This is a genomic window from Thalassobius vesicularis (assembly GCF_004799325.1).
GTDB lineage: Bacteria > Pseudomonadota > Alphaproteobacteria > Rhodobacterales > Rhodobacteraceae > Thalassobius > Thalassobius vesicularis.
In genome coordinates this window covers 20,321-35,643 of record NZ_SSMD01000006.1, presented here as the reverse complement: position 1 = coordinate 35,643, position 15,323 = coordinate 20,321, and the positions used below count along the sequence as shown (strand labels likewise).

The following is a 15,323-nucleotide window of genomic DNA, read 5'->3' as shown; positions in this document are numbered from 1 at the left end:
CCATGCCGAGCTATACCGCACCTGTGAAAGACATGCAGTTCGTGCTGCACGACCTGCTGAAGATCAGCCAGTCCGACGTTCCCGGCTATGCCGAGCTGGAAGCCGATTTCACCAGCGCCGTGCTGGAAGAAGCCGGCAAGATCACCTCGGAAGTGCTGGCGCCGCTGAACGCGGTTGGCGACAAGGAAGGCTGCGTTCTGGAAAACGGCGTGGTCCGCGTGCCCACCGGGTTCCAGGAAGCGTTCGACCAGGTGCGCGAAGGTGGCTGGACCGGCTTGGATCTGCCCGAGGAATTCGGCGGTCAGGGCATGCCCTACGTGATGGGCATCGCGGTGGCTGAGATGTTCAGCTCGGCCAACCAGGCGTTCTCGATGTACCAGGGCCTGACCCACGGCGCGGCATCGGCCATCCTGGCGCATGGCTCGGACGAGCAGAAGGCGACCTATCTGCCCAAGATGGTGTCCTGCGAATGGACCGGCACCATGAACCTGACCGAACCGCATTGCGGCACCGATCTGGGCATGATGCGCACCAAGGCGGTTCCGCAGGGCGACGGCACTTACAAGGTGTCGGGCCAGAAGATCTTTATCTCGGCTGGCGAGCACGAGATGTCGGACAACATCATCCACCTGGTGCTGGCCAAGATCCCCGGCGGCCCCGAGGGCATCAAGGGCGTGTCGCTGTTCATCGTCCCCAAGTTCATCGTGAACGAAGATGGCACCCCCGGCGCGCGCAACGGCGTGTCCTGCGGCAACATCGAAGAAAAGATGGGCATCCACGGCAACTCGACCTGCGTCATGAATTATGACGAGGCCACCGGCTATCTGCTGGGCGAAGAGCACAAGGGCATGCGCGCCATGTTCACCATGATGAACGAAGCGCGCATCGGCGTCGGCATGCAGGGTCTGACCCAGGCCGAAGCGGCGTACCAGAACGCCGTCGCCTACGCCAAGGACCGCCTGCAGGGCCGCGACGTCACCGGCGTCAAGAACCCCAACGGCCCGGCCGACCCGCTGATCGTGCACCCCGACATCCGCCGCAACCTGATGGACCAGAAGTCGTTCATCGAAGGCGCACGTGCGTTCATCCTGTGGTCCGCGACCATGATCGACCGCGCGCACCGCAACGATGACACCGCCGCCGACGGTCTGATCAGCCTGCTGACCCCGGTCATCAAGGGTTTCCTGACCGACGAAGGCTATGACATGACCGTTCAGGCCCAGCAGGTCTATGGTGGCCACGGCTATATCGAGGAATGGGGCATGTCGCAGTTCACCCGCGACGCCCGGATCGCCATGATCTACGAAGGCGCCAACGGCGTTCAGGCGCTGGACCTGGTGGGCCGCAAGCTGGCCGCCGACGGTGGCAAGCACGTGATGGCCTTCTTCGACATGGTGAAGACCTTCCTGAAGGACAACGAAGGCAACGAGGCGCTGAAGGCCGGCTTCCTGGACCCGCTGAAAGCGGCATCCAAGGACCTGCAGGCCGCCGGGATGTACTTCATGCAGAACGGCATGAAGAACCCCAACAACGCGCTGTCGGGTTCGTATGACTTCATGCACCTGTTCGGCCATGTCTGCCTGGGCCTGATGTGGGCGCAGATGGCCAAGGTCAGCTACGAGGCGCTGGAAAACGGCGCGGCCGACCCCACCTTCTATGAAACCAAGATCACGACGGGCCGCTACTACATGGCCCGCCGCCTGCCCGCCACCAGCCTGCACCTGGCCCGCATCAACAGCGGCGCCGACACGGTGATGAAGCTGGACGCGGCGAACTTCTGAGGCTGACAAGCCTTACCGGAACCGGGGGGAGGCCCCGCTCACGGGGGCTGGCGCGATGGGATCGCGCCAGCCTGCGAGCCCGAAGGAGGAGACATGCCCAAACGCTTTCGACTGACCCGTCGCTTCAACGCCGCGATGACCGAGGACGGCTATCGCAGACTGAAGAAACTGGCGCAGGAGGCCGGGCTGGAAGAAGGCGAAGCACTGTCGTTTCTGTTCGAGAATTTCGACAGCGTGATCAACGAGGACACCTTTGCCCACCGGCTGAGGCTGTTCAATTCGGAGCTGGAGGCGCGCAAACGCTAAGCGAACCACCAAACAGAGTATTTTTGCCAGGATGAGGCGCTTTCTCCTCGGTTGAGCGGCATCAGTCGCAACGCCGCGTCACAGGCAACGAGCGGTCAGACGTTACGTGACCTCCCACTCGTCAGCCTTTTCATCCTGCCAAAAATACTCACACTCCAACGCAGAGACATGCGCGAACAGGGAGGACTGGGCATGACGACGAAACTGTATTGCTTTGGCGAAAGCGGCAATTCCTACAAGGCGGCACTGGCGCTGGAGCTGAGCGGCCTGGACTGGGAAGCGGTCTGGGTGGACTTCTTCAGCGGTGCCGCGCGCAGCCCCGAATACCGGGCGCTGAACGTGATGGGCGAGGCCCCGGTACTGGTGGACGGCGACCTGACGCTGAGCCAGTCGGGCGTGATCCAGATGTACATCACCGAAAAGACTGGCAAGTTCGGCGGCACCACCCCCGAAGAGGCGCGCGAAGTGATGCGCTGGATGTTCTGGGACAATCACAAGATGTCGTCTCAGGCCGGGATGACCCGGTTCCTGATGAACTTCCTGCCCGAAAAGCACCGCAACGCCGACGTGATCGCGTTCAATGTCGGGCGTCTGCAGGCGGCACTGAAGGTGCTGGACCAGGCGCTGGAAGGCAAGGATTGGCTGGTCGGTGACGGCATCACCAATGCCGACCTGAGCTGCTGCGGCTACCTGTTCTACCCCGAGCCCTTTGGGTTCGAGCGCGAAGCATACCCCAATATCGACCGTTGGCTGGGCAACATCAGCGCCCTGCCCGGTTGGAAACACCCATACGATCTGATGCCCGGAAACCCCTCGGACCGGGCCTAACCAAAGAGGAAGGCAACCATGACCGAAGCCTATATCTACGACGCCGTGCGCACCCCGCGCGGCAAGGGCCGCCCGGATGGGTCACTGCATGAGGTGACCTCGGTGCGGATGTCCTCGACCATCCTGAACGCGCTGAAAGAGCGTAACGGGCTGGAAGGCCACGCCGTCGAGGACGTGATCTGGGGCAACGTGACCCAGGTGATGGAACAGGGCGCATGCCTGGCGCGCACCGCTGTTCTGGCTTCGGATCTGGATGAATCCATCCCCGGCCTGTCGATCAACCGCTTCTGTGCCTCGGGCATGGAGGCGGTCAACCTGGCCGCAAACCAGGTCAAGGGCGGCGCGGGCATGGCCTATATCGCGGGCGGCGTCGAGATGATGAGCCGCGTGCCCATGGGCAGCGATGGTGCTGCTGTTGCGGTCGATCCGTCCGTCGCGATGGAGCGGTATTTCGTGCCGCAGGGCATCTCGGCCGACATCATCGCCACCGAGTACGGGTTCAGCCGCGATCAGGCCGACGCGCTGGCCGTGGAATCGCAAAAGCGCGCCAAGGCCGCGTGGGACGACAACCGTTTCGCCAAGTCCATCGTGCCGGTGCGCGATGTGAACGGCCTGACCATTCTGGACTACGACGAGTTCATCCGTCCCGGCACCGACATGCAGGGCCTGGGCGCGCTGAAAGCCTCGTTCAAGGACATGGGCGAGGTGATGCCGGGCTTCGACAAGGTCGCCATGCTGAAATACCCGCATCTGGAGCGGATCAACCACATCCACCATGCGGGCAACAGCTCGGGGATCGTGGATGGCTCGGCCGGTGTGCTGATCGGCAATGCCGAGTTCGGCAAGGCCTACGGCCTGAAACCGCGCGCGCGCATCCGTCAGACCTGCAAGATCGGCACCGAGCCGACCATCATGCTGACCGGCCCCGTGCCCGCAACCCAGAAAATCCTGAAGGATGCCGGGATGCAGATCGGCGATATTGATCTCTTTGAGGTCAACGAGGCATTTGCCTCGGTCGTGCTGCGGTTCCAGCAGGCGTTCGACGTGGACATGGACAAGATCAACGTCAACGGCGGCTCGATCGCGATGGGTCACCCGTTGGGCGCGACCGGCGCGATCATCATCGGCACCCTGCTGGACGAGCTGGAGCGCCAGGACAAAGAGGTTGGCCTGGCCACCCTGTGCATCGCGTCCGGCATGGGCGCGGCCACCATCATCGAGCGCGTGTAATTCGGGGCCGGAGTGAGAGACATGACTGATTTCACCATGAGCAAAGACGCCGAAGGCGTCGCAACCATCACCTGGGACTGCCCCGGTAAATCCATGAACGTGATGAGCGGCGAAGCCCTCATCGTGCTGAGCGATCTGATCGACGACGCCCTGGCCGACGCGGCCGTGAAGGGCATCGTCATCACCAGCGGCAAGAAGGATTTTGCCGGCGGGATGGACCTGAACGTTCTGGCCAAGATGAAAGAGGACGCCGGCGACGAACCCGCCCGCGGTCTGTTCGAAGGCATCATGCAGATGCACGGCCTGCTGCGGAAGATCGAGCTGGCCGGGATGGACTTCAAGACCAAGAAAGGCGGCAAGCCGATCGCAGCCGCCCTGCCCGGCACCGCCGTCGGCATCGGCCTGGAGCTGCCGCTGGCCACCCACCGCATCTTTGCCGCTGACAACCCCAAGGCCAAGATCGGCCTGCCGGAAATCATGGTCGGCATCTTCCCGGGCGCTGGTGGTACCACCCGTCTGGTCCGCAAGATGGGCGCGATGGCAGCCAGCCCGTTCCTGCTGCAAGGCCAGTTGGTAAACCCCAAGAAAGCCAAGGGCGCAGGCATCATCGACGAAGTCGTCGAGGACCCGATTGCCGCCGCCCGCGAATGGGTGCTGAACGCGAAAGAGACCGATCTGGTCAAGCCGTGGGATGCCAAGGGCTACAAAATGCCCGGCGGTGCGCCCTATCATCCGATGGGCTTCCAGACCTTTGTCGGCGCTTCGGCCATGGTCAACGCCAACACCAACGCCGCCTTCCCGGCCCCCAAGGCCCTGCTGAGCGCAGTCTACGAAGGCGCAATGGTGCCCTTCGACACCGCCCTGAAGATCGAGGCGCGCTGGTTCACCCATATCCTGATGAACCCGTCCTCGGCGGCCATGATCCGCTCGCTGTTCCTGAACAAGGAAGCGCTGGAAAAAGGCGCCGTTCGTCCGCAAGGCATCCCCGATCAGTCGGTCAAGAAGATTGGCGTTCTGGGCGCTGGCATGATGGGCGCGGGGATCGCGCTGGTCTCGGCCCAGGCCGGGATGGAGGTCGTGCTGATCGACCGTGACCAAGAGGCGGCGGATCGCGGCAAGGCCTACACCGCGGGCTACATGGACAAGGGCATCAAGCGCGGCAAGGCAACGCCCGAGAAGAAAGAGGCGCTGCTGAGCCTGATTACCGCGACCCCCGATCTGGACGCGCTGAAAGGCTGTGACCTGATCATCGAGGCCGTGTTCGAAGATCCGGGCGTAAAGGCCGAGATGACCAAGAAGGTCGAGGCGATCATCCCCGAGGATTGCATCTTTGCGTCCAACACCTCGACCCTGCCGATCACCGGTCTGGCCAAGGCATCCGTGCGCCCCGAGCAGTTCATCGGCATCCACTTCTTCAGCCCGGTTGAAAAGATGCTGCTGGTGGAGATCATCAAGGGCAAGGAAACCGGGGATCGTGCCGTCGCCAAGGCACTGGACTACGTCCGCCAGATCCGCAAGACGCCGATCGTGGTCAATGACGCGCGGTTCTTCTACTGCAACCGTTGCATCATTCCCTATGTCAACGAAGGCGCACGCATGATCACCGAAGGCGTGCCGATGGCAATGATCGACCACGCCGCGCAGCAGCTGGGCTTCCCCGTGGGGCCGATCCAGCTGACGGACGAGACCTCGATCGATCTGGGCGCGAAAATCGCCCGTGCGACCAAGGCCGCGATGGGCAATGCCTATCCCGAAAGCCCGGCGGATGACATGATCTTCTGGATGGAAGGGCTGGGCCGTCTGGGCCGCAAGTCGAAGGCCGGGTTCTTTGACTACGACGAGGCAGGCAAGCGTCTGGGCTACTGGCAGGGCATGACCGATCAGTACCCGCTGGCCGACGAGCTGCCCGCGCTGCAGGACGTGAAAGACCGTCTGATGTTCGCCCAGGTTCTGGAAGCGGTGCGCGCACTGGAGGAAGGCGTCGTCGAGGACATCCGCGAGGGTGACGTCGGCGCGATCCTGGCCTGGGGCTTCGCGCCCTGGACCGGCGGCCCCTACAGCTGGCTGGACATGCTGGGCGCAGAATACGCCGCCGAGCGGTGCGACGAGCTGGAAGCAGCCTATGGCGAGCGGTTCAAATGCCCCGCCCTGCTGCGTGAGATGGCCGAGAAGGGTCAGAGCTTCTATGGCCGGTTCAACCCCGAGGCCAAGGCGGCCTGAGTATTCGGGTTTTGATGAGTTGGCGCGTCCCCGGAAACGGGGGCGCGTTTTTTATTGGCGAATTGGGGGGCAGCCCCCAAACACAGGTCAGATTGGGGGCCAGCCCCCAAACCCCCGGGATATTTGGAAAAAGAAGAAGATCAGTCGAAAGCGTAGCCGAAGCGCGCGATGTCGGCAGCGCAGGTTCGGGCGATGAGGTCGGCGTCGGCATCGCTGTAGTAGCGGCGGTAATCGACGCGGTTGGAGCGGTTTTCATGTGGGAGATCGAGCGTGAAGCCGAGGTGATCCCAGAGGGGTTGGGCGTCGGTGTCGAAATGCTCGAGCCGGATATAGGCGCGGCAGTGTTCTTGGCCGCGCAGGTCGGTCATGTAGAAACTGGCCGGCGCGGCGCTGAGCGACAGTTGCGTGTGGGCGTGGTTGATGAACTGCGTGAAGGTGCTGGATTGGGCCAGACGGACGGCGGGATGATCGAAGCTTTGGGTTTGCAGCCAGTGGTAATAGCTGACCACGCGGTCCCACGGGTTGCGCACCAGGGTGAAGGTGAAATAGCTGGCGATCTGTTGGGCCGAGGCCAGCCCGTCAATGTCTGACAGGGTAGAGTGTTTCCACAGCCGCCCGGCGGTTTGTACCTCGCTGAGGCGCGCGCGGCGGCGGCGGGCCTTGGGGGTGTCGCCCAGCATGATGTCATCCTTCATCGCGCGGCTTTCCAGAGCCAGGGCCATAGAGGTGCCCCCGGTTTTGGGGATGTGGATGAAGATGTATTTGCGGCCATGCGACAGGATCATGCGCCGGACGCTATCGGATTGGCGCACCTTGGAAAAGCCCGAGAAATTGCACGGACGGGGCCTTTTCTTGGGCGGCGATCCGGCACAATATGCCGCCCAACGAATTCTATCCAATTTTGACAGGAGGGACCGCCGATGGGATGGATGGCAGATGAGACCGGGCTGGAGAAGAACGCCGCCAACTATGTGCCGCTGACGCCGCTGTCCTGGCTGAACCGGGCGCGGGCGGTATTTCCCGATCATCTGGCCGTCGTCTATGGCACCCATCGCAAGACCTATGCCGAGTATCATGAGCGGGTGACGCGTCTGGCCTCGGCGCTGCAAAAGCTGGGTGTGCAGTCGGGGGACGTGGTGGCGACAGTGCTGCCGAACATCCCCGCGCAGGCCGAGGCGCATTTCGGCGTGCCCGCCTGCGGAGCCGTACTGAACACGATCAACACACGGCTGGAGAGCGACACCATCGCCTATATCCTGGATCACGGTGCCGCCAAGGTGGTGCTGGTGGACCCGCAATTCCTGCCGGTCGTGGCGCAGGCGATCGAGGATATGGTCGGGCCGGCACCTATCGTGATCGAGGTGGCCGACGATCAGGCCGGTGTGCACCATATTGGGCAGTACATGGAGTATGAGGAGCTACTGGCCTCGGGTGATCCCGAGTTCCGCTGGATCATGCCGCAGGACGAGTGGGAGAGCATCGCGCTCAACTATACCTCGGGCACCACGGGGCGGCCCAAGGGCGTGGTCTATCATCATCGCGGGGCCTATCTGAACGCGATGGGTCAGGTGATCAGCTGGCGGATGGCCTTGCACCCGCGCTATCTGACCATCGTGCCGCTGTTTCACTGCAACGGCTGGTGCCACACTTGGATGATGCCCGCGCTTGGCGGCACCGTGGTGTGCTGCCGCGACATCACCGCCAAAGCGATTTTCGACGCCATTGCAGATGAGGGTGTGACGCATTTCGGCGGGGCCCCCATCGTGCTGAACACGCTGGTGAACTCGCCCGCCGCAGACCGGCGCGATTTTGACCATATCGTCGAGGTGTTCACCGCAGGTGCGCCCCCCGCCCCGGCAACGCTGGCCAAGATCGAGCCGATGGGCTTCAACATCACGCAAGTGTACGGGCTGACCGAGGTTTACGGTCCGGCCACCGAATGCACCTGGCGCGGCGAGTGGGATCATCTGCAAGGCGACGACCGTGCCGCGATCAAGGCCCGTCAGGGTGTGGCCATGCCGATCATGGAACACATCACCGTCGTGGACGAGAAAATGCAGCAAATCCCAATGGATGGCAAAACCCAGGGCGAGATCGTCATGCGCGGTAACGGGGTGATGAAGGGGTATCTGAAGAACCCCAAAGCCACTGCCGAGGCCTTTGCCGGGGGCTATTTCCACACCGGCGACATCGCGTTGCAGCACCCCGACACCTATGTGCAGATCGCGGACCGGGCCAAGGACATCATCATCTCGGGCGGCGAGAATATCAGCTCGGTCGAGGTCGAGGGCGTCTTGATGGGGCACCCGGACGTGCTGCTGTGCGCCGTGGTCGCCAAGCCGGACGAAAAATGGGGCGAAGTGCCCTGCGCCTTTGTCGAGCTGAAGGACGGGCACGACGCGTCTGAGGCGGACCTGATCGCCTTTGCCCGTCAGCGGCTGGCAGGGTTCAAGACCCCGAAAAAGGTGGTGTTCCAGGAATTGCCCAAGACCTCGACCGGGAAAATCCAGAAATTCGAGCTGCGCACCATCGCAAAGACGCTGTGATGTGATCCGGGGGCGGATGGACGCCCCCGCCCTGCCCGTGTTATTCACATGACAAAGAAAGAGGCAGGGCAGCCCCGAATGACAGCACTTCGCAAATACCAGCGGATCGAAGCCTCTGGTCTGTGGCGTCCGGCCCCGGACGCCCAGCGGCGCGAGGTGATCGTCTCGATCGGGGATGCGACGCTGGTCATCACCGACATGAAGGAACAGCCGCTGGCCCATTGGTCTCTGGCGGCTGTCGAACGCGCCAATCCCGGCGAGACCCCCGCGATCTATCACCCCGACGGCGACCCGGACGAAACGCTGGAGCTGACGCAGGACGAGTCTGAGATGATCCAGGCCATCGAGAAGCTGCGTCAGGCCATCGGGCGGACTCGGGCCAAGCCGGGGCGGCTGCGGCTGGTCATCCTAGGCTCGGTCATGGCGACGGTACTGGCGCTGGCGGTGTTCTGGCTACCCGGTGCCATGCTGAACCACGCGGTCCGCGTCGTGCCCACCGTCAAACGGGCGGAACTGGGCGAACGGCTGCTGGTCCATGCCCAGCGGGTCACGGGGCAGGCTTGCGCCACGCAATCCTCGGACGGGTCGCTGAAACATCTGGCCAGCCGGATCAAACTGCCGCGGGTACAGGCCAACCGGATCATCGTGATGCGCTCGGGCGTGTCGGAAACCGTGCTGCTGCCGGGGCGGATCTTGCTGATCTCGCGCCGTTTAATCGAAGAGTACGAAGACCCCAGCGTTGCAGCCGGTTTCATCGTCGCCGAACTGGTGCGCGCCCGCACCGCTGATCCGTTGAAACAACTGCTGGAGGCGGGCGGTTTTCTGGACACCTTACACCTGCTGACGACTGGCACGCTGCCGGACGAGGCGCTGGCCGCCTATGCCGAAACCATTCTGGCCGTCCCGCGCGCCCCACTGACCGATGCCGCCCTGCTGGCCGGGTTTGCCGAGGCCAAGCTGTCCTCGACCCCCTATGCCTATGCGCTGGACGTGTCCGGCGAGGCGACCGTCGGCCTGATCGAGGCGGACCCGATGCGCGAACAGCAAGTGCCCACGATCCTCAGCGATGCGGACTGGGTGCGCCTTCAGGAAATCTGTAGCGGCTGACCCGCGCGATCAGCGCAGGAACGCGTCCCGGAACCCGGCCTGACGGGCGGTGTGCAATGCCTGCGCCAGATCGTTCGAATTGCCAAACGGCCCCGCGAACACGACCTGGTAGGACTTCCCGCCCTTGCGGAACGAGGAAGTCTGAACCGGCAGCCCGGCCTGCTGCAACTGCGCGGCGCTGCGTTGGGCATTTGCGGGCACGCCGAACGTTCCCACCTGCACGAACTGATGCGCAGTCGCCACCGGGGCCGCTTGCGGTGCCACGGCGGCCTGACGGCTTTGCGCGGCAAAGGTGGTGTGCGGATAGCTGAGGCCGGGGAACAGGCGCGTCACGTCCTGCCCGGTGCGCTGGTCGATCAGGCGGCGGGGAACGGTCTGGGTCCAGACCAGATCGGAATCCGCATCCCCCTGCGCGGTCCGGGGACCACGGTTGGGATTCAGGCGGTCGTCTTTCCAGACGGGCCGATAGCCATCGGGCACACGAATCCCGGGCGGCGCGCGGTAGGTGTCTGCCCGAACGGTCGGGGCGGCATAAGCGGGTTTCGCGGCGGTGCTGCCATCGCGGCCAGCCTCGACCGCGTAGATCACCGGCGGCTCGGCCTGCGGGCCGCAGCGCACGCCCTCGCCCTGCATGAACCGCGCGCTGTCGCCCAGCTCCGGGCAGTTCATCGCGGATTGCGGCGCAGGCGGCGGCGTCGGGGCAACGCGGCGCGGCGCAGGGGCCATTGCGCGCGGCGGCGTGGTCACAGAAGCGACCGTGCGCACCGGCTCCGCTGCGGGTTTGGGTGCCGGCTTGGCGGCCGGCGGTGTGGGTTTCGGCGGCTCCGCCTTGACGACCTGCGTCGAAGCGGGCGCGGGCTGTGCGGCGGGTTTGCCGAATGTCGGCTGCAGACCGCAGACCTGCTCACGGGACCGCGTTACACGCGGCACCCAGGTCGTGGCCCCGCCTACCCCAGCGCGAATGAACGCGCAGCCCTGGCTGTCAACATACTGACGCCCGTCAAAAGAGGCGGGCGGAAATTCCGCCGGAAGCGGGCCGCCGCCAATGCCCTGGGCCACAGCCCCGGACGCACCGATCAGAAGGGCGAAAACAGCAGAGTACAGGCGGTTGGAAACAGGCATACGGCCCCCATTGCAGGCTTTGGGGCAGGTTGCCCGATTCATCCGTCCGAGTAAAGACTTTGGCTTATTTTGTGCCAAACATGCGGTCACCCGCATCCCCTAGTCCCGGCATGATGTAGCCCTTCTCGTTCAGGCCGCGATCCAGAGAGGCGGTGACGATCGGAACATCGGGATGTGCCTCTTTCATGCGGGCGACGCCTTCGGGGGCGGCCAGCAGGCACATGAAACGGATGTTTTTCGCCCCTGCCTTTTTCAGCAGATCAATCGCCGCAACCGAGGAATTGCCGGTCGCCAGCATCGGATCGACGGCGATGACGAGGCGGTCCTCCAGGCTTTCGGGCACCTTGAAGTAGTATTGCACGGGCTCCAGCGTTTCCTCGTCGCGGTAGAGGCCGACAAAGCCGACGCGGGCGGCGGGGATCAGTTCCAGCACGCCGTCCAACAGGCCGTTGCCCGCCCGCAGGATCGAGATCAGCGCCAGCTTCTTACCCTCGAGGATCGGGGCGTCCATCGCCTCCATCGGGGTTTCGATGCGGCGGGTGGTCATGTCCAGCTCGCGCGTGATTTCATAGGCCAAAAGCTGGCTGATCTCGCGCAGCAGTTGGCGGAAACTGGCGGTCGAGGTTTCCTTGTCCCGCATCAGGCTGAGTTTGTGCTGCACCAGCGGGTGGGTCACGATGGTCAGGTGATCGGTCATGTGCTCTCCAGTCTTTTCAGCAGGCGCGCGCGTGTTCCTTCGTCACAGAAGGCCGCGTTGATCGCCGTTTTCGTCAGCTCGGCAAAGTCGTCGGCAGTCCAGCCGAACGCCTGCTCCAGCGCCTCGAATTCCCGCGTCATCGTGGTGTGGAAAAACGGCGGGTCATCAGTGGATATGGTCACATTTACCCCCGCATCGCGCAGGCGTGCAATGGGGTGAGACGCGAAATCGCGGTAGAGGCCAAGGGTGACGTTAGAGCCGGGGCAGGTTTCCAGCACAACGCCGGTCTCGGCCAGGGTTTCAACAAGGCGCGGGTCTTCGATGGCGCGGACACCGTGACCGATGCGTTCGACGCGCAGATCATTGATCGCCTGCCAAACCGAATCCGGCCCGCCGAATTCGCCGGCATGGGTGGTCAGGCGCAAACCGGCCTCGCGGGCGCAATCGAAGGCCCAGATGAAATCGCCCTGTCGGCCGATCGCCTCGTTCCCACCCATGCCGAAGCCGGTGATCCAGTCGCCCGCCGTTTCCGCCGCGCAGATCGCGGTTTCACGAGCCTTGTCGGGGCCGAAATGGCGGATGCAGGTGACGATGCCGCGCAGAGTGATGCCCATTTCGCGCTCGGCGCGGTCGGCCTCCTCTTGAATGGCGTGCAGGTAGTCGCGCCATGCATGCAGATCGCGCCCGCCGCAGAAGTCCGGCGACAGGAAGGTTTCGGCGTAGATCACCCCGTTTTCGGCGCATTCCTCCAGCACGGCGCGGGTCAGGCGCTGATAATCGCGCGGGGTTTGCAGGACTTGCGTCGCCGCCTCGTAGACTTGCAGGAAGTGCGGGAAGTCGCGGAAGGCATAGCTGCCGCGTTCGTCGAACACGCCAGTCAGGTCGACGGATTTTTCCTTGGCCAAACCACGGATAAAGGCCGGGGGCGCGGCCCCTTCGAAATGCAGGTGAAGCTCGGCCTTGGGGAAGCTGCGCCAACTCATAGGAACGACTTTCCTGGGCCTTGCGCCGGGATACCAAGATGCGCGGCGATGCTGGCGGCGATGTCGGTGAACATGACGTTGCCGATGTCGCGTTTGCCCACACCATAGCCCAGAACCGGGGTGCGTTCGCGGGTGTGGTCGGTGCCGCTCCATGTCGGGTCATTGCCGTGATCGGCGGTGATCAGCAGCAGGTCGCCGTCGCGCAGGCGGGGCAGGAGTTTGGCCAGTTCGCTATCGAACCACTCCAGATGGCGGGCATAGCCGGACACGTCGCGGCGGTGGCCGTAAAGGCTGTCGAACTCGACGAAATTGGCGAAGGTCAGGCTGCCATCCTCAGCCTGATCGACCAGATCCGAGAGGTGCTGCATCAGCTGTGCGTCCGTCCCTTTGCGCACCTTATCAATCCCGCGCATCGAGAAGATGTCGCCGATCTTGCCCACAGCATGGACGCGCCGCCCCGCCGCCTGCGCCCAGTCGCACAGGGTCGGGCTGGGGGGCGCGATGGCATAGTCGTGGCGGTTCTGGGTGCGGGTGAACCCGGCTTCGGGTGTGCCAACAAAGGGCCGCGCGATCACCCGGCCGACCTTCATCGCGTGGACCAGCGGGGCTACGGCCTGACACAGATCCAACAGGCGGTCGAGGCCGAAGGTTTCCTCATGCGCGGCGATCTGGAACACGCTGTCGGCCGAGGTGTAGCAGATCGGCCAGCCGGTGCGCATATGCTCGGCCCCCAGATCGGCCAGAATGGCGGTGCCCGAGGCATGGCAGTTGCCCAAGATGCCCTTTGTCCCGGCCAGTTTGCAGACCTGAGCGGTCAGATCGGGCGGGAAGGCGGGCTGCGTATCGGGGAAATAGTGCCAGTCCCAAGGGACGGGAACGCCCGCGATCTCCCAATGGCCTGAGGGGGTGTCCTTGCCGGGGCTGACCTCGGTCGCGGCACCATGGAGGCCGGTGGGGTGGTTGGGCAGGCCCGCATCGGTGCCGCTGGCGATGCGAATGGCGGCGCCCATCCCGTCCATCGTGGGCAGATGCAGGGGGCCAGAGCGCCCGGCCTCGGCACGACCGGCGGCGCATTCGGCGGCGATATGGGCCAGCGTATTGGCCCCGGTATCGGGCAGGTCACCGTTGAAGAACCGGTCAGCATCCGGCGCGCCGCCAATGCCGACGCTGTCGATCACAACCAGAAATGCGCGGGGCATCAGCCGATCCTTTCGTGGATGAGGGGCGGCAGCTCAGGGGCGGTGTCCGACAGGGTGAGCGCGGCGCGAACCTGCTCGTCCGCGCGATCGGCTGCGGCTTCGCGGGCGGCATGGATGCGGGCCAAAGGCTGGCCTTTCTCGACCCATGTCCCCAGCGGAACAACCTCGGACAGGCCGACGGCGGGATCGACGGTGTCGGTTTCGACATGCCGCCCACCGCCGAGATCGACGACGCACAGCCCCAGCGCATGGCCGTTCCAACCGGCGACGTAGCCAGACGCAGGCGCAGGGATTTCGCGGATGACCGGGGCCTCGGGCAGGAAGCGCGACCAGCTGTCGACGAATTGCACCGGTCCGCCCTGTTCGGCGACCATGCGGCCAAAGGCTTCGGCGGCGCTGCCATCGCTGATGCAGTCCAGAATGGCCTGAGCGCCCTGCCCTACGCTGTCTGTCAGCCCGGCATTCGCCAGCAAAACCCCGCCCAGCGCGGCGGTGATTTCCAGCAAACGGCCTTGGTCTTGCCCGGTCAGAACGCGCATGGAGCTGGCCACCTCCAGCGCGTTGCCCAGATCGGGGGCGAGCGGTTGGTTCATATCGGTGATCAGCGCCGTGGTCGGGCAGCCTGCGGCATTAGCGGTATCTACCAGCGCCTGCGCCAAGGCGCGGGCATCGTCGGCGGATTTCATGAACGCGCCGGTGCCGATTTTGACGTCCAGAACCAGCCCCTCCAACCCGGCGGCCAGTTTCTTGGACAGGATCGAGGCGGTGATCAGGTCCAGACTCTCGACCGTCGCGGTCACGTCGCGGATGGCATAGAGGCGCTTATCGGCGGGCGCGATACGGGCCGAGGCGCTGACGATGGCGCAACCGGCGCGGCGGATGATGTCGCGCAGGCGGTCCTCCTCGATGGCGGTCTGGAAACCCGGGATCGCCTCAAGCTTGTCCAGAGTGCCGCCGGTGTGGCCCAGGCCGCGCCCCGAGATCATCGGCACGTAAGCGCCGCATACCGCCAGCGCGGGCGCCAAGATCAGCGAGACGCAATCGCCCACGCCGCCGGTGGAATGCTTGTCCAGTACGGGCCGATCCAGATCCCAGCGCAGCACATCGCCCGAATCGCGCATGGCGCGGGTCAGGGCAACGCGCCCGTCCTCGCCCAGACCATTCAGCAGAACGGCCATCGCAAAGGCCCCGGCCTGCGCGTCAGTCACGGCATGGTCGGCCAGCCCGGCGGCGAACCAGATCAGGTCTTGCGCATCCACCGGCTGCCGGTCACGGACACGAGCGATGAGGGCGCGGGCATCCAT

General features: G+C 64.5%; 13 protein-coding genes. 7 read left to right on the top strand and 6 right to left on the bottom strand.

What is annotated here, in order from left to right:
- Positions 1–2: 2 nt before the first annotated feature.
- The 5 genes from E7681_RS12900 to E7681_RS12880 all read left to right on the top strand — a co-directional run bounded on the left by E7681_RS12900 (position 3) and on the right by E7681_RS12880 (position 6,365).
- The gene (locus E7681_RS12900) at positions 3–1,781 is read left to right on the top strand and encodes an acyl-CoA dehydrogenase C-terminal domain-containing protein (protein WP_136339720.1); all 1,779 of its coding nucleotides are present in this window, start codon (positions 3–5) and stop codon (positions 1,779–1,781) included.
- A 93-nt stretch (positions 1,782–1,874) separates the two neighbouring features.
- Positions 1,875–2,087: a hypothetical protein gene (locus E7681_RS12895; RefSeq protein ID WP_136339719.1), complete on the top strand. Its 213-nt coding sequence runs from the start codon at positions 1,875–1,877 to the stop codon at positions 2,085–2,087.
- Positions 2,088–2,279: 192 nt separating this feature from the next.
- Entirely contained in the window at positions 2,280–2,915 is a 636-nt protein-coding gene (locus tag E7681_RS12890) for a glutathione S-transferase family protein (RefSeq protein WP_136339718.1), read from the top strand.
- 18 nt (positions 2,916–2,933) lie between these two features.
- Positions 2,934–4,145: an acetyl-CoA C-acetyltransferase gene (locus E7681_RS12885; protein WP_136339717.1), complete on the top strand. Its 1,212-nt coding sequence runs from the start codon at positions 2,934–2,936 to the stop codon at positions 4,143–4,145.
- Positions 4,146–4,166: 21 nt separating this feature from the next.
- Complete coding sequence (locus E7681_RS12880) at positions 4,167–6,365, top strand: 3-hydroxyacyl-CoA dehydrogenase NAD-binding domain-containing protein (protein WP_136339716.1); 2,199 nt, start codon at positions 4,167–4,169, stop codon at positions 6,363–6,365.
- Positions 6,366–6,505: 140 nt separating this feature from the next.
- Here the strand turns inward: E7681_RS12880 and E7681_RS12875 are convergent, their stop codons facing one another.
- Positions 6,506–7,150, bottom strand: coding sequence for a sulfotransferase family 2 domain-containing protein (locus tag E7681_RS12875; protein WP_136339715.1), 645 nt, complete (start codon positions 7,148–7,150; stop codon positions 6,506–6,508).
- Between the two features lie 135 nt (positions 7,151–7,285).
- Here E7681_RS12875 and E7681_RS12870 point away from each other — a divergent pair, with 135 nt between their 5' ends.
- Entirely contained in the window at positions 7,286–8,911 is a 1,626-nt protein-coding gene (locus E7681_RS12870) for an AMP-binding protein (RefSeq protein WP_136339714.1), read from the top strand.
- 78 nt (positions 8,912–8,989) lie between these two features.
- Complete coding sequence (locus E7681_RS12865; protein ID WP_136339713.1) at positions 8,990–10,018, top strand: hypothetical protein; 1,029 nt, start codon at positions 8,990–8,992, stop codon at positions 10,016–10,018.
- A 9-nt stretch (positions 10,019–10,027) separates the two neighbouring features.
- Here E7681_RS12865 and E7681_RS19300 read toward each other — a convergent pair whose 3' ends face one another.
- The 5 genes from E7681_RS19300 to E7681_RS12835 all read right to left on the bottom strand — a co-directional run bounded on the left by E7681_RS19300 (position 10,028) and on the right by E7681_RS12835 (position 15,323).
- Positions 10,028–11,140, bottom strand: a complete 1,113-nt coding sequence (locus E7681_RS19300) for an SPOR domain-containing protein (protein ID WP_168733206.1) — start codon at positions 11,138–11,140, stop codon at positions 10,028–10,030.
- Positions 11,141–11,204: 64 nt separating this feature from the next.
- Complete coding sequence (gene upp / locus E7681_RS12850; RefSeq protein ID WP_136339710.1) at positions 11,205–11,837, bottom strand: uracil phosphoribosyltransferase; 633 nt, start codon at positions 11,835–11,837, stop codon at positions 11,205–11,207.
- On the bottom strand, positions 11,834–12,820 hold the full coding sequence (locus tag E7681_RS12845; protein ID WP_136339709.1) for an adenosine deaminase: 987 nt from the start codon (positions 12,818–12,820) through the stop codon (positions 11,834–11,836). Before E7681_RS12845 ends, upp begins: the two co-directional genes overlap by 4 nt.
- Positions 12,817–14,019, bottom strand: a complete 1,203-nt coding sequence (locus E7681_RS12840; protein ID WP_136339708.1) for a phosphopentomutase — start codon at positions 14,017–14,019, stop codon at positions 12,817–12,819. The genes E7681_RS12845 and E7681_RS12840 overlap by 4 nt, the downstream gene beginning before the upstream one ends.
- Entirely contained in the window at positions 14,019–15,323 is a 1,305-nt protein-coding gene (locus E7681_RS12835) for a thymidine phosphorylase (RefSeq protein WP_136339707.1), read from the bottom strand. The genes E7681_RS12840 and E7681_RS12835 overlap by 1 nt, the downstream gene beginning before the upstream one ends.